Source organism: Oceanospirillum sp. (genome assembly GCF_982874595.1).
In genome coordinates this window covers 1-14390 of sequence record NZ_CEYNZH010000070.1, presented here as the reverse complement: position 1 = coordinate 14390, position 14390 = coordinate 1, and the positions used below count along the sequence as shown (strand labels likewise).

The following is a 14390-nucleotide window of genomic DNA, read 5'->3' as shown; positions in this document are numbered from 1 at the left end:
TTCCACCGGATCAGTTTATTTCTTTGGCTGAAGAAACAGGGCTTATCATTCCCTTGGGTGGCTGGGTTTTCAATCAGGCGGTAGCGGAGATATCGAAGCTCCGGAAAACATACCCAGAGCTTGGAGTGGCCATTAATCTTTCATCTAAGCAGGTCGGCACTGACGAGGCTCATGTGGAGCACTTTATCGATATTGTGCAGCAATATAATCTGCCTGCGAACTTTGTAACCCTTGAAATCACAGAATCACTGTTTCTGGACCCAGGTGGAGAGTCGGTTGAAAAGCTTAATCGCCTCAGGGAGCAAGGGTTTGAAATTGCGATAGATGATTTTGGTACCGGTTATTCTTCGCTGAGTTATCTGAAGCAACTGCCTTTAACGACGATTAAGATTGATAAGAGTTTTGTCTCTGATCTGGATAAGGATCAGGGGGATCGGGTTCTGGTTGATGCGATTTTGTCGATTGCCCAAAGCATGCAATTAAATGTTATTGCTGAAGGGGTTGAGACTGATGCGCAATCGGATTACCTGGTTAAAGGGGGGGCGCAGATGCAACAGGGCTGGCTGCATGGCAAGCCGATGCCATTACCTGTTTTATCTCAATGGCTGGAAGAAAATTATAAGTAATTCTTTTTTCTCAACTGCAATCTAGTATATTTGGACTATGATGAAAAAAGTGCTGCAGAATCAATGACAAGCCGTCTATATGAAGTAATACTAAAGTCGTTGTTTCTTGATTTTGATACAACATCTTCTTTGCTCAAATACATGATTTTATATTGATACATATTTTATGCGGGTTTAGTATTTGTCAGCCCGGTCAACGGTGTGTTTTATTTAGGATACAGGAGTTATAAATGAGTCATCGCACATCTTCTGCCGGAGCTGTCGACATTTCTTTATCATCATTGATTTTTGGTGCTGTTGCTGCCTTTGGTGTTTGGGGGGCAGGGCATTTTCTGGCATTAAACATTAACGTTATTTTTGCAGCTGCCATAGCGGTTGCTTTTTTGCTTATTTGGCTGTTAAACCGATCAGCGCCTGCCTCTGAAGAAAAAGAAGCGTCTGCTTCAATTCTTGCCCGTCAAACCGCAGATACTTTCAATACTTTTTCATCGAGCCTGTCTGGTGAATTTAAAGAGTCCCGTGATGAGATTCTTCAGGTTAAAAATCTTTTGGATACGGCTATTGGCCAGTTAATTGAAAATTTTACACAGGTTCACCAGAAAACTCAGGAACAGCAGGCGCTAACCAACCGTATTACCCAGCATATGTCCGCAGGCGAAGACGTCGATTCAATTTTCTCCGGCTTTATTCATGACACCACGGAAACCTTTGAAATTTTCATGGACAATGCGGTGCAGGCCAGCAAATTTGCCATGGGGCTGGTTGAAATTATGGATGACATGGCCAGTAAAATTGGTGGCATTGTTAAACTTCTTGACGAAATTGACGATATTGCTGATCAGACTAATTTGTTAGCGCTTAATGCTGCTATTGAAGCTGCAAGAGCTGGAGAGGCAGGGCGTGGCTTCGCTGTTGTTGCTGATGAAGTTCGCTCCTTATCTCAGAAAACAACTCATTTCAGTGATCAGATTCGCTCACTGATGACAGATCTTCATAGCTCGTTTTCAAATGCGGACACCTCAATTCAGCGTATATCTTCGGTTGATATGGGATTTGCCAGTGAATCCAAGCGTCGAATTGAACAGGTACTGGAACAGCTGGAGAGAATCAGTCACGAATCCTCTGAGGCCCTATCTTCGCAAAGTGTGTTAGCTGCTGAAGTTGAAGAAAATATTAATCAGGCAACGACGGGCTTGCAGTTTCAGGATATGACCAGCCAGCTTCTTGATCATACTGAAACTCGTTTGGATGTGATCCATGATCTGATGGATGACTTGGCTCAACTGACGAAAGAAGATAGTGCACGAACTGCAGATGAAATTTTACTGCATATTCGCGAGAAGCTTCAGGAAGCCCGCACTAAGATCGATAACATGAAACACAGCCCTGTAGCCCATGGCAACATGGATTCAGGTGACATTGAACTATTTTAATAAATCAGGTGGTGGAGGAACTTATGGCCAAGAAAATTCTGACGGTAGATGACGCAGCCTCAATTCGTCAGATGGTGGCTTTTACGCTCAAAGGTGCAGGGTATGAGGTGGTTGAAGCTGTCGACGGGCAAGACGGTCTGAATAAGGCTAAGTCCGGACAGTTTGATCTGGTTCTGACGGACCAGAATATGCCAAAAATGGATGGCCTGACGCTGATTAAGTCATTGCGGGCACTTCCTCAATACAGCCGTACACCTATTTTGATGCTCACCACTGAATCCAGTGACGATATGAAGGCTAAAGGGCGTGCTGCTCGTGCGACCGGTTGGTTGGTTAAGCCGTTTGATCCGGCAAAACTGCTTGAGGTCGTAAAGAAGGTACTGGGCTAATTTGCTTTAGGCAACAGAGATGGATGATGCGTAATGTCGTTTGATTTAAGCCAGTTCAATCAGCTGTTTTTCGAAGAGACTGCTGAGCATCTTGCTACAATGGAGAGCCTGATGCTGAATATGGATGTTCAGTCGCCTGATATGGATGATCTGAACGCCGTATTTCGTGCTGCCCACTCTATCAAGGGGAATAGCGGTACTTTTGGCTTTAACGACATGACAGCCGTTACCCATGAGCTGGAAACGCTATTAGACCTGGTTCGTAAGGGGGAAACCGACCTAACGGATGAGATGGTTGATGTTACTTTGCAGGCAGGTGATGTTCTTGGTGGAATGCTTGATTCGCACCAAAATGGTGAAGAACCTGATCAGGAACCCGCTAAGGCTGTCATTGAAGAACTTAACCGTCAGTTGGCAATAGCTAAAGGTGGCAGTGATGGGAATAGCCCTGTGCAACAGGCCTTGCCATCTTTTTCTGAGGCGTTACCGGTTTCTGCCGAAGCATCGCAGAGCGTATTGACTCAATCCTTTGTGATTCGCTTTCCAGCGCCAGACCAAGAGCTGGATATGTTGTTCGACTCGCTTAAAGAGTTAGGCGATCTGACGATCATTGATGCGCCTTCCGAAGAATCCAATGATTGGTTGTTTTCACTTCAGACTGATTCGTCCCAAGAGGATCTGAAGGACCTGATCACTTTTATGGTTCCTGAGGAAACGCTCTCGATTGAGGAAGAGTTATCTGCTGATGATGGCAGCTTTGGTTTCTTCGAGTCCGTCGGTCAGGATGCATTGGAAGCTGATGATCTGGGTTACGGCTTTTTTGATGATATTGACCTTCCTGAAGAAAATTCTGAACTGGCCTCCGCTGATAATCAGGGTGATGATCCCGGGTATGGCTTCTTTGAGGATGATCCTTCTGTCGATGCTGAAACCCATGCAGAGGTTCAGATTGATGCAGTAGAGGTTAATCAACCCGATGACCCTGGTTATGGTTTTTTTGACGACCCTTTGGTTGCTGATAATACAGAGAAGACTCCTTCCAATACGTCAGATGCCCAGAAGCCTGCTGGAAAAGCGAATCAGGATGCAGAATTTGATGGTTATGGTTTTTTTGAACCTTTAAAAAATCAATCGACCGCTAAAACATCGACTTCTGGTCCCGAAAGTAATAATACCCCGGCTAAGACAGCATCACCGAAGGCGCGCGGAGCAAAGCCTTCAGCCGCAGCCGCAGTTAAAAATGGTGGTGCTGAGTCTTCAATACGGGTAAGCGTTGAAAAAGTTGACCAACTGATTAATCAGGTGGGCGAGTTGGTTATCACCCAAGCGATGCTGGCTCAGATGGCATCCGAAGTTGACCCTATTTTGCATGAAAAAATGGCCAATGGTTTAGCCCAGCTGGAGCGGAATACCCGTGATCTTCAGGACTCGGTTATGTCGATCCGCATGATGCCGATCAGCATTGTTTTCAGCCGTTTCCCTCGGGTTGTTAGGGATCTTGCTGGTAAGCTGAACAAGAAGGTGAAGCTTGAGATGGTGGGAGAGCATACCGAGCTTGACCGAAGTATGATCGAAAAACTTACTGATCCGTTGACTCACCTGATCAGAAATAGCCTTGATCATGGTATTGAATCCCCTGAGGCACGAGCATCCGCAGGTAAGGATCAGACCGGTACGATTCTTCTGCGCGCGTCCCATCAAGGTGGAAATATTGTTGTTGAGGTTCAGGATGATGGTGCGGGCCTGAGTCGTGAACGGATTTTGTCTAAAGCTCAGGAAAAAGGTATTCCCGTATCGGAAAATATGCCGGACTCTGAGGTTTGGCAGCTGATTTTTGCGCCGGGATTTTCTACAGCTGCAGCGGTAACCGATGTGTCCGGCCGAGGGGTTGGCATGGATGTGGTTAAGCGAAATATTACCTCTCTGGGTGGGCGACTTGAAATCGAATCGATGGAAGGGATCGGCAGTAGAATCAGTATTCGCTTACCTCTGACATTGGCAATCCTGGATGGCTTGCAGGTGGCATTGGGCGAGGAGATCTATATTGTTCCTCTGACCAGTATCATCGGTTCTATGCAGCCAGACGCTAACGATATTAAAACCGTCTCTGGTGAAGGTGCTGTGATTAGCATCAGGGATGAATACTTGCCGATCATTAAACTTGGAGAGCTGCTCAATATGCCGGCTCAGTTTGATGATTATGAGCAGGGTATCATGGTTATTCTTGAATCTGATGGGAAACGGGTCGGATTATTTGTTGATGACCTTGTTGGGCAGTCTCAGGTGGTTATTAAGAGCCTTGAAGCTAATTACCGTAAAGTGGATGGCGTTTCAGGGGCAACTATTCTGGGCACGGGGCGTGTGGCTCTGATACTCGATGTTGAAGAATTGATCAGCATGCATAAGAAGCGTGCAAAGAAAAAGCCGATCGGCATGCTGGTGTAAGGGGTTTGGTATGGCAGAACAGATAGCTGAAAATCAGGACAACAGTGAGTACGGACGCCTGCTTGGTCAGGAGTACCTTACTTTTTCACTAGGGGATGAGCATTATGCTGTTGATATTCTGAAGGTTCAGGAAATCCGTGGTTATGGTGCGGTAACCAAGATCGCTAATGCCCCTTCATTTATCAAAGGGGTGATTAATCTCCGTGGCGTGATTGTCCCTATTATTGATCTTCGGATTAAGTTTAATTTGGGCAAAGCTCATTATGATGAGTTTACGATTGTCATCGTTCTCAATTTGGCAAACCGTGTTGTTGGTATGGTTGTTGATGGGGTGTCAGATGTTGTTTCGCTTGCTGGCGATGAGATCAAAAATCCGCCGGATTTTTCAGCAAACTTTGACTCAGAATATATTCTGGGGTTAGCCACCGTTGATGAGCAGATGTTGATTATTGCAGACATTGAAAAGCTCATGTCCAGTGAAGAGATGGCTTTGGTAGATAAAACCAGATCAAGTGCTGAATAAAGAACACTTTCATTAAAGATTTCAGATTCGAGATGCAGGTTCAGTTGGAGAACGGGCAATGAGTACAAAAACATCAATACGGTCAAAACTGCTAAGTGTTGCTTTTGCAGCCGGTGGTCTTGTCGCTGCAGGGGCACTTGTTACCTTCTTGGGTGAAGGTGAGAACACGCTTTATTGGGCCTTGGCGTTACATGCGGCAGCTTTAGTCGTACTCTTTAGCGGTGCGCGCACCCTTCTGGCTCAGGTTGAGCAACCTGTTCATCAGCTGATGGCATTGGCCAAGCACTTTTCAGAGGGAAAACCTGCGCACTCCGATCCTGTTATTGATAATGAAATTGGCGCTGTTGTACGTGCTCTGGTTGATGCTCAGGCTGATATCAGTAAGAAACGCCATAAAGAGTTGCGTCAGTTTGACCAAATGGCACGTATCAAGCGTGGTCTGGATGTTGTTAATACCAACGTAATGATCGCTGATGCTGAGTTGAACATCATCTATGTTAACGCTTCTATCCAACGTATGCTCCGTGAGCGAGAAGCGGATCTGCAAAAGTCACTGCCTCATTTCGATGCCAGCAACCTGGTCGGTAAGAATATTGATATCTTTCATCGCAATCCGGGATATCAGCGTAAGTTGCTTGGAGGTCTTTCTGGTGCTCACAAGGCCCGAATTAATGTTGGCGAGACGACGTTCTCTTTGGTTGTTCACCCCATTTCAAATAACGGTGAGCGCAATGGTTACATCGTTGAATGGCAGGATCTTACAGATACTTTGGCTCAGGAACTGAAGGAGCAGGAATTACAGGCTCAGCAGGCTGACTTAATGGGTGAAAATCAGAGGATTCGCCGTGGCCTTGATGTGGTAAACACGAATGTAATGATCTCGGATGCGGATCTGAACATTGTGTATATGAATGAGTCTATCCTCGAAATGCTTGCCCATAATGAGTCAGAGATTCAGAAAGGGCTTCCGCACTTTGATGCGAATAATCTGCTTGGTCAAAATATTGATGTGTTTCACAAGAACCCTGAAATGCAGCGTCGCATGCTGTCCGGTCTCACGGATACTCATGGTGCAACCCTAAAAATTGGTGACAGCACGTTTGATCTTCAGGTAACACCTATTGGTTCACCCGATCAACGTCAGGGATTTGTTGTTGAATGGCGAGATATGACCGATATCCTGCTACGTGAGGCTGAGGCCGAAGAAACTAATCGCAAGCAACGTGAGCTGGCAGATATTAACAGTCGAATCCGTAATGCACTGGATAATGTTTCCAGTAATGTGATGATGGCTGATACAGATCTGAACATTATTTATATCAACGATGCTTTGCGTGAAATGTTCCGTGGCTCTGAGGATTTGATTCAACGGGAATTACCTGAATTTGCTGTTGATACCCTAATTGGCAAGAACATCGATGTTTTCCATAAAGATCCTGAGCATCAACGCCACATGTTGGCAGCTCTGAAAACCACTCACCACGCCAAGATTTCTATCGCGGGTCGCTATTTTGCCTTTATCGCGAACCCGATCTTTAATGAAGAGGGTGTCCGTTTGGGGACCGTTGTCGAGTGGTCTGACACCACAAATGAGACTCTGGCCCAAGCTGAGATTGCTGATATCGTCGAAGGTGCATCCCGTGGTGACTTCAATCGACGTATCAACACGAGCGGAAAAGATGGCTTCTTCCTTGAATTGGCCAGCGGCATGAATAATCTGATGGAAACGACTTCTGAAGGTTTATCTGAAGTAGCCCGAGTTTTGAGCGCTATGTCTAAAGGTGACCTGACAGAGCGTATCGAACAGGATTTTGACGGTATGTTCGGGCAGCTGAAAGATGATGCCAATGCCACAGTGGATCAGTTAGCGAGCATTGTTACTCAGATTAAAGAAGCTTCAGATGCGATTAATACTGCCGCCAGTGAGATTTCTGCAGGCAATAATGACCTATCGCAGCGGACAGAAGAGCAGGCCTCCAGTCTGGAGGAAACTGCGGCATCAATGGAAGAACTGACATCGACAGTGCAGCAGAATGCGGAGAATGCCTCTCAGGCAAATAATCTGGCACAAGGCGCTAGCCGTATCGCTCAGAAAGGCGGTGATGTAGTGAGTCAGGTCGTCAGCACCATGCGTACGATCAGTGATAACTCTAAGCAGGTTGAAGAGATTATCAGTGTGATCGACAGTATTGCTTTCCAGACCAATATTCTGGCGCTTAATGCTGCTGTTGAGGCGGCGCGTGCGGGAGAGCAGGGTCGAGGCTTTGCCGTTGTGGCTACTGAAGTTCGTAACCTGGCTAAGCGAAGCGCCGGAGCAGCAAAAGAGATTAAAGAGCTGATCGTGACTTCAGTGGATACCGTTGAAGAGGGGTCTAAGCTGGTTGATGATGCTGGATCAACTATGAAGGATATTGTGGATGCGATCGGTCAGGTTACAAGTATTATGACCGAGATCTCAGCTGCTTCTGCTGAACAGCGCTCCGGTATCGAGCAGGTTAATACTGCTATTACGCAGATTGATGAAGTAACCCAGCAGAATGCAGCACTGGTTGAAGAAGCTGCTGCTGCAGCGGAGTCGACAGAGGAACAGGCTCGTTCACTGGTGAACTCAGTAAGTTTATTCAAGCTTAGTGATGATTCTTCTTACAGACCTCCTCTGGCGGCGCCTGTAATCTCTTCGGCGGTCTCAACAGAAGAGATCAAATCCCCGGCTACACCTAAACCAGAGGCTAAAGCCGTAGTTAAAGAGCCATCTAAAGCAGTTGCTCAGAAAGCTAAACCAAGCCTTGATGATGACTGGGAAGAGTTCTGATTTACGGAATTTTTGTGTGGATTATAGGCTGCCATTAGGCAGCCTATTTTTTAGGATTGAACAATGGATGTATCCCGCCCTGATCGCGAATTTCACTTCACGGCCGAAAACTTTTCTACGATTAAAGCGTTAATCTATGATCGTGCCGGTATCAATCTGGCTGAGACCAAGAGGGATATGGTTTATAGCCGTTTGTCCCGACGTCTTCGTGCCAATGGGCTACGAACGTTTCAACAATATCTGGATTTGTTGAATGATCCCGGTAGTCATGAGCAGCAAGAGTTTGTTAACTCTCTAACAACGAACCTGACTTCATTTTTCAGAGAATCTCACCATTTCGATATTCTTAAAGAGTATTTTGCCGAACATAAAGATAAAAAGAGTTTCAGAATCTGGTGCTGTGCCGCTTCGACCGGGGAAGAGCCTTATTCTATTGCTATGGCGGCAATCGAGCATTTTGGCAATTATCGCCCACCTGTGGAGATTTTAGCTTCTGATCTGGATACAAAAGTTCTCGAAAAAGCCCGCCTCGGCGTCTATTCTTTTGACAGAGTGGAAAGACTTTCTGATCAAAGACTTAAGTCGTTTTTTTTTAGAGGGAAGGGTAATAATTCAGGTTTAGTTAAAGTAAAATCAGAATTGCAGGATCTTATTTACTTCTTTAATCTCAACTTGTTGAGTGAGTCGTGGCCCTTCGACAAACCGTTCGATATTATTTTCTGTCGGAATGTCATGATTTACTTTGATAAGCCCACTCAATACAAAGTCCTGAAGAAGTTCCTGCCCCATCTTAGAGAGGATGGTTTGTTATTTGCCGGACACTCAGAGAGCTTTCCCCATGCGTCTGATCTGTTCAAGTTACGCAAGCACACCGTCTATGTGAAAGCACATAAACAGACTTAACGGTAGTAGGTAATGCCATGGATATATTGCATGAAGCATCGCAGCCCAAAATATACTTCGACAGAAAATTTGACTGTCAGGTTGCGAAAATCTTACCCGGTGAGTTTTATGTCACCTCAACCGATATGGCGATCAGCACCGTTCTGGGTTCATGTGTATCTGCTTGTATCAGAGATACCCGATTGCACATTGGCGGCATGAACCACTTTATGTTGCCGGGCAACTCTGATGTGTTTAATCCTTTAAGTGCTTCTGCCCGTTATGGCAGCTATGCGATGGAAATGCTGATCAATGAAATCCTAAAACGCGGTGCCAGTAGGGAAAATCTCGAAGCAAAGATTTTTGGTGGTGGCAATGTTGTCGAGTCGATGACGACCAGTAAGGTAGGCAAACGAAATGCCCAGTTTGTCATCGATTATCTTGGTTTTGAGTCCATACCCATCGTTGCTCAGGATCTTTTGGATACATGCCCGAGAAAAGTTGTTTTCTTTCCGAAAACAGGGAAGGTGCTGATGAAGCGTCTGTTGAGTGGTGGTGTCGACCGCGAAGTCCTGGAGATCGAGAGCCAGTATAGTAAGTCTCTTGGTCAGACCCCGGTGTCAAACGATATTGAGTTGTTTGACTAACTGTGATGATTGAAGGAAGTAAGCGTCGTGATTGAGGTTGTTATCGTTGATGATTCTGCTTTGATTCGTAATCTCCTTAAGGAGATTATTAGCGAGCAGGAAGATATGACCGTTACCGGAATGGCTAAGGATCCCTATGAGGCCAGAGAGATTATTCGTCAGGTAAATCCTGATGTTGTGACACTGGATGTTGAGATGCCGAAAATGCATGGTCTGGATTTCTTGGAGAAATTGATGCGCCTGCGTCCTACTCCGGTTGTTATGATTTCAACGCTGACAACAATGGGCTCTGATACCACAATCCGTGCACTGGAACTGGGTGCAATTGATTTTATCGCAAAGCCGAAAATCGCCGTCTCCAGCGAGCTTAAGCAGTACAGTGACATTATTTGTGACAAAATTCGAATAGCGGCTCAGGCCGGGCCAAGACTTGCCGGTATCCGCAAGAAAATAGCTAATCAAAATACTGACGATAAGCCGGTATTGTTCTCACCTAGGGCATTAACAAAGATTATTGCTATTGGAGCCTCAACAGGGGGAACTGAGGCGATTAAGGCCTTTCTGATGCCATTACCTGCGCAGTCACCTCCTATTGTGATCACTCAGCATATGCCGCCAGGCTTTACTAAAACGTTTGCTGAACGTATGGACGCTCTGACCCGATTAAAAGTGAAAGAGGCTGAAGAGGGTGATGTGCTTAAGCCTGGCCATGTTTTCATTGCCCCCGGAGATCGTCACTTGCAAGTCGTGAAGGAAAATAGTCGATTTGTTGTCAGACTTGATTCGGGCCCTCCGGTAAATCGTCATAAGCCTTCAGTCGATGTTCTTTTTGATTCATTGGTTGAGCATGCAAATATTGTGGCTGGTGTTATTCTGACTGGAATGGGGGCTGATGGTGCCCAGGGGCTTAAAAGATTACGTGATGCCGGAGCAAGAACTTTCGGTCAGGATGAGGCCAGCTGTGTTGTTTATGGTATGCCAAAGGCTGCGGAAAAACTGGGTGCGGTTGAGTTTGTACATCCTTTGAAATTAATTCCTGTACAGTTGGCCCGAACCGTGAATAATTGATGGCAGTGTATTGTTATAAATAGAGTTTTTGGGAGTAACAATGAATATTCAAACTTCTTCTAGTGGTGCCCAAGGCACAATGCGTCTTAATGGCCGCTTTGACTTTAATGCACATAAGGTTTTTCGTGAAACCTATCAGCAACTCTTGGACGACAAGGTGAAAGCTATTGTTTTGGACCTGAGCCAGGTGGACTACCTGGACAGCTCAGCTTTGGGGATGTTGTTACAGTTTAAAGAAAAGGCTGATATGCAAGGTACCAAGATCTCTCTGCACAACTGTTCGCAGCTGGCAAAAGATGTTCTGGCGATTGCCAACTTTGACAAGCTGTTTGAAATTTCCTGATTGGTAAACTAACTATGCGTATTCTTGCTGTTGATGACACCAGAGCAAATCTTGTACTTCTCCAGGCAATGTTAAAGCGATCTGGCCATGACGTGGTTACGGCTGAAAATGGTGAGGATGCTTTAGAGGTTTTTGCGGAGCAGGAGCCTGATCTGGTACTCATGGATGTCATGATGCCTGGTATGGACGGTTTTGAAGCTGCTCAAAGGTTGCAGGAGATGTCTGCGCCTCGTTGGGTGCCGATTATTTTTATTTCGGCGGCAGCAACAGAAGAATACTACATTAAGGGACACCAGTCTGGGGGGGCGGATTACCTGTTTAAACCGATTAATCAGGTCATTCTCAATACCAAGATTGAGTCTATTAAGCGCATCGTTGACATGCAGAATACGTTGCACAGTCAGAATACTGCGCTTCAGGAATATGTAGAGAAAGATGAGGCTGAACGACGCATCTCCCGCCATATCATGGAACATATGGCTGAAAGTAAGGGGCTGGAAGATCCTCTGATCAGTTCGATGATTACTCCTGCAGAGCAATTTAGTGGCGACGTTTTATGTGCGGCCCGCTCACCCAGTAACCGTTTATATCTTCTGTTGGGTGATGCTGTTGGTCATGGTCTTGCCGCAGCGATTAATACCCTGCCAATATCCGGCACTTTTTATTCTATGGTCTATAAGGGGTTTGAGCTGCAAACTATTGCAAAAGAGCTGAACCGGAGGATTAAAGAGGCGATGCCTACAGGGTGCTTTGTGGCATGCGGCATTGTCATGATTGATCCGGGTGAATCTTTTGCTGAGGTTTGGAATGCGGGTCTGCCAACCTTTTATTGCGTTGATTCACATGGACATGTTTCTGATACCTTCGAATCGACTCAGCTTCCTCTGGGGGTTTTGGGTGCTGATCAATACGAGGTGCAGAGTGAAATCATTCCCTATCGTCCCGGTCACCAGATCATCCTCTTCTCGGATGGGCTGATTGAAGCTGAGAACGATGAAGGTGAGTTTTTTGGTATTGAACGTTTGTTAGGCTGTCTTCACAACCCCGAGAATAGACTGGATGACATCCGCTTCGCGCTTGAAGACTTTATGGGTGATGAAAATCCCCATGATGATGTCACTCTAGCTTTGGTTGATATGCCTGCCCATGATTCTACAGGTATGGAAATCCTAGGTGATCATCAGCAGTCTGAAGTGCTGACGTCAGTTGCTGAGGCTGATGGTTTGGATTGGCGAGTTAATTTTCATCTGGGTGTTTCCGAGGTGAAAGCTCTTGATTTAACCCCGATGATTCTTGGGGCTCTGGGACAATTTAAAGGCGTCGAGCGTCATAATCAAAAACTGTTCTTAATCATGGCTGAGCTGCTGAATAATGCTTTGGATCATGGTTTGTTAAAACTCGATTCCAGTTTAAAGTCGGGACCGGATGCATTCGAGCGATATCTGGCTGAGCGTCAGGAGCGTCTTGAAAGTCTTGAGTCGGGGTATATTGAAATTACTGCCAGCAAACTGCGTGTTCATGATGAATCCTTCCTGCGGATAACCATTGAAGACACAGGGGATGGCTTTAATTTCGAGAGTATCAATCAGCGTGACTCGGAAGAGCAGTCTGCGATGCATGGCAGAGGTATTAAGCTTGTTAAGCAACTTTGCCGAGCTGTTGTTTATGAAAATTGTGGCAACAAAGTTACCGTGGATTACGATCTGAATATTGCGACTAAACTCTGATGAAAATAGCCTTTCTTGGAATAGGGCTTATGGGGCTGCCCATGAGCCAGCGTCTCTTTGCGGCAGGTTATGAACTGACGGTCTGGAACCGGTCTTCTGAGAAATGCGACCCTTTACGGGACGCTGGGGCCAGTGTTGCTGAAACGCCTCAGGCTGCGCTTGAAGGGACTGATCTTGTCTTTCTGTGCTTAACCGATAGTTCAGCCGTTCAGGATGTTTGGCAGCAAATACAACCCGCTGTATCCAAAGAGCTTATCTTCGTTGATTGTTCAAGTATTGACCCTTTAATTACCCGGGCTGTTGCGGCGCAAGCTGATGAATTAGGCGCCCATTGGATCGATTGCCCTGTTTCCGGAGGGGTGCAGGGAGCGCAAGCTGGAACCTTGGCGATGATGGTTGGTGGGCGCCCTGAGATTCTTGATCGGGTTCGACCTGTTTTATCTACTCTGGCCTCAAAAGTAACCTACATGGGAGAGAGTGGATCCGGTCAATACACAAAAATCTGTAACCAGATGATTGTTAGTTGCAATGCTCTGGTCATTGCTGAAGTGGTGGCTTTTGCCGAAAAAACGGGTGTTGATAGCAGTAAACTCGCCCAAGCTTTTGAAGGTGGCTTTGCAGACTCTAAGCCCTTACAGATTCTTGCCCCGGAAATGTCCGAAAGGCGTTTTGAGCCTGTTAAATGGCATGTTAACACTCTGTTGAAAGATCTCTCTATGGCTATAACGAATGCTGAGGCCTGTTCAGCAGATACCCCTATGACTCAATTGGCTAGAAGTCTGATGCAGTCTCATAGTGATGATGGTTTTGGTGAGCACGATCCTTCTACTCTTGTTAAGCGTTATCTGGACATTTAATACCGATGAGTAATCCTCTTGTTGCTAATGTTTCCTTGCTCTTTTCATATTCGCCCATGCAAGAGCGTTTTAAGAAAGCTGCAGAAATAGGTTTCACACTGGTGGAGATTCAGTTTCCCTACGAGTGGGCAGCTGAGCAGTTGAAGCAGTGGGCTGATGAAGCCGGTGTGGGTGTTTACCTGATTAATGTTCCGGCAGGCGATCTTCTTGCTGGTGGTAAGAGTTACAGTTGTCATTCGGAGCTTCAGCCTCAATTTATTTCCGCATGCTCAAAGGCTATCGAATACGCTAATGTACTCGGTGTTAGCTGTATTAATGTTCTGGCCAGCAATCTTAGTCCTGGTGACGATCATGATGTGTGTCTGGACACTTATGTCGAGAATATACGTTATGCGGCTGAGGTTATGCTACAGGAGGGGATTCAGGTTACTTTTGAAGCCATTAACAGCATTGATATGCCGAACTATCTGATCAACAGTTTTTCTGAGATGCGTTCCGTTTATGAGCAAGTAGCCCATCCTAATGCCTTTATGCAATATGATATCTATCATATGGCCATGATGGGAGAGTCGGTTGCCGAGCAAATTGAGCTTGCGTACCCGGCGATTGGTCATATTCAATTTGCTGATGTGCCGGGT

General features: G+C 45.9%; 13 protein-coding genes. All 13 read left to right on the top strand.

The window, feature by feature from the left end; translation table 11 throughout:
- Nucleotides 1-626: EAL domain-containing protein (locus tag AC4GL5_RS17345; RefSeq protein WP_490384063.1), on the top strand; the 626-nt coding region annotated here is incomplete at its 5' end.
- Nucleotides 627-856: 230 nt separating this feature from the next.
- Complete coding sequence (locus AC4GL5_RS17340) at nt 857-2059, top strand: methyl-accepting chemotaxis protein (RefSeq protein ID WP_490384062.1); 1203 nt, start codon at nt 857-859, stop codon at nt 2057-2059.
- 23 nt (nt 2060-2082) lie between these two features.
- Entirely contained in the window at nt 2083-2448 is a 366-nt protein-coding gene (locus AC4GL5_RS17335; protein WP_490384061.1) for a response regulator, read from the top strand.
- A gap of 33 nt (nt 2449-2481) precedes the next feature.
- Nucleotides 2482-4893 carry a chemotaxis protein CheW gene (locus AC4GL5_RS17330; protein ID WP_490384060.1) on the top strand — a complete coding sequence of 804 codons (2412 nt, stop codon included), beginning with the start codon at nt 2482-2484 and terminating at the stop codon, nt 4891-4893.
- A 10-nt stretch (nt 4894-4903) separates the two neighbouring features.
- On the top strand, nt 4904-5416 hold the full coding sequence (locus AC4GL5_RS17325) for a chemotaxis protein CheW (RefSeq protein ID WP_490384059.1): 513 nt from the start codon (nt 4904-4906) through the stop codon (nt 5414-5416).
- A 58-nt stretch (nt 5417-5474) separates the two neighbouring features.
- The gene (locus AC4GL5_RS17320) at nt 5475-8228 is read left to right on the top strand and encodes a methyl-accepting chemotaxis protein (protein WP_490384058.1); all 2754 of its coding nucleotides are present in this window, start codon (nt 5475-5477) and stop codon (nt 8226-8228) included.
- A 63-nt stretch (nt 8229-8291) separates the two neighbouring features.
- Nucleotides 8292-9131 (top strand): CheR family methyltransferase, encoded by an 840-nt coding sequence (locus AC4GL5_RS17315; RefSeq protein WP_490384057.1) that lies wholly within the window; start codon nt 8292-8294, stop codon nt 9129-9131.
- A 17-nt stretch (nt 9132-9148) separates the two neighbouring features.
- Nucleotides 9149-9757 (top strand): chemoreceptor glutamine deamidase CheD, encoded by a 609-nt coding sequence (gene cheD, locus AC4GL5_RS17310; RefSeq protein WP_490384056.1) that lies wholly within the window; start codon nt 9149-9151, stop codon nt 9755-9757.
- 27 nt (nt 9758-9784) lie between these two features.
- Entirely contained in the window at nt 9785-10825 is a 1041-nt protein-coding gene (locus AC4GL5_RS17305; RefSeq protein WP_490384055.1) for a protein-glutamate methylesterase/protein-glutamine glutaminase, read from the top strand.
- A 40-nt stretch (nt 10826-10865) separates the two neighbouring features.
- Nucleotides 10866-11168, top strand: a complete 303-nt coding sequence (locus AC4GL5_RS17300) for an STAS domain-containing protein (protein ID WP_490384054.1) — start codon at nt 10866-10868, stop codon at nt 11166-11168.
- Nucleotides 11169-11182: 14 nt separating this feature from the next.
- A complete protein-coding gene (locus AC4GL5_RS17295) occupies nt 11183-12895 on the top strand; it encodes an ATP-binding SpoIIE family protein phosphatase (RefSeq protein WP_490384053.1) in 1713 nt (570 codons plus the stop codon).
- Nucleotides 12895-13752, top strand: a complete 858-nt coding sequence (locus AC4GL5_RS17290) for an NAD(P)-dependent oxidoreductase (RefSeq protein WP_490384052.1) — start codon at nt 12895-12897, stop codon at nt 13750-13752. The genes AC4GL5_RS17295 and AC4GL5_RS17290 overlap by 1 nt, the downstream gene beginning before the upstream one ends.
- 5 nt (nt 13753-13757) lie before the next feature.
- Nucleotides 13758-14390: hydroxypyruvate isomerase family protein (locus AC4GL5_RS17285; RefSeq protein ID WP_490384051.1), on the top strand; the 633-nt coding region annotated here is incomplete at its 3' end.

Coding starts and splice junctions, on each gene's coding strand:
- AC4GL5_RS17340 (WP_490384062.1), top strand. CDS start 857: ATGAGTCATCGCACATCTTCTGCCGGAGCTGTCGACATTTCTTTATCA.
- AC4GL5_RS17335 (WP_490384061.1), top strand. CDS start 2,083: ATGGCCAAGAAAATTCTGACGGTAGATGACGCAGCCTCAATTCGTCAG.
- AC4GL5_RS17330 (WP_490384060.1), top strand. CDS start 2,482: ATGTCGTTTGATTTAAGCCAGTTCAATCAGCTGTTTTTCGAAGAGACT.
- AC4GL5_RS17325 (WP_490384059.1), top strand. CDS start 4,904: ATGGCAGAACAGATAGCTGAAAATCAGGACAACAGTGAGTACGGACGC.
- AC4GL5_RS17320 (WP_490384058.1), top strand. CDS start 5,475: ATGAGTACAAAAACATCAATACGGTCAAAACTGCTAAGTGTTGCTTTT.
- AC4GL5_RS17315 (WP_490384057.1), top strand. CDS start 8,292: ATGGATGTATCCCGCCCTGATCGCGAATTTCACTTCACGGCCGAAAAC.
- cheD (WP_490384056.1), top strand. CDS start 9,149: ATGGATATATTGCATGAAGCATCGCAGCCCAAAATATACTTCGACAGA.
- AC4GL5_RS17300 (WP_490384054.1), top strand. CDS start 10,866: ATGAATATTCAAACTTCTTCTAGTGGTGCCCAAGGCACAATGCGTCTT.
- AC4GL5_RS17295 (WP_490384053.1), top strand. CDS start 11,183: ATGCGTATTCTTGCTGTTGATGACACCAGAGCAAATCTTGTACTTCTC.
- AC4GL5_RS17290 (WP_490384052.1), top strand. CDS start 12,895: ATGAAAATAGCCTTTCTTGGAATAGGGCTTATGGGGCTGCCCATGAGC.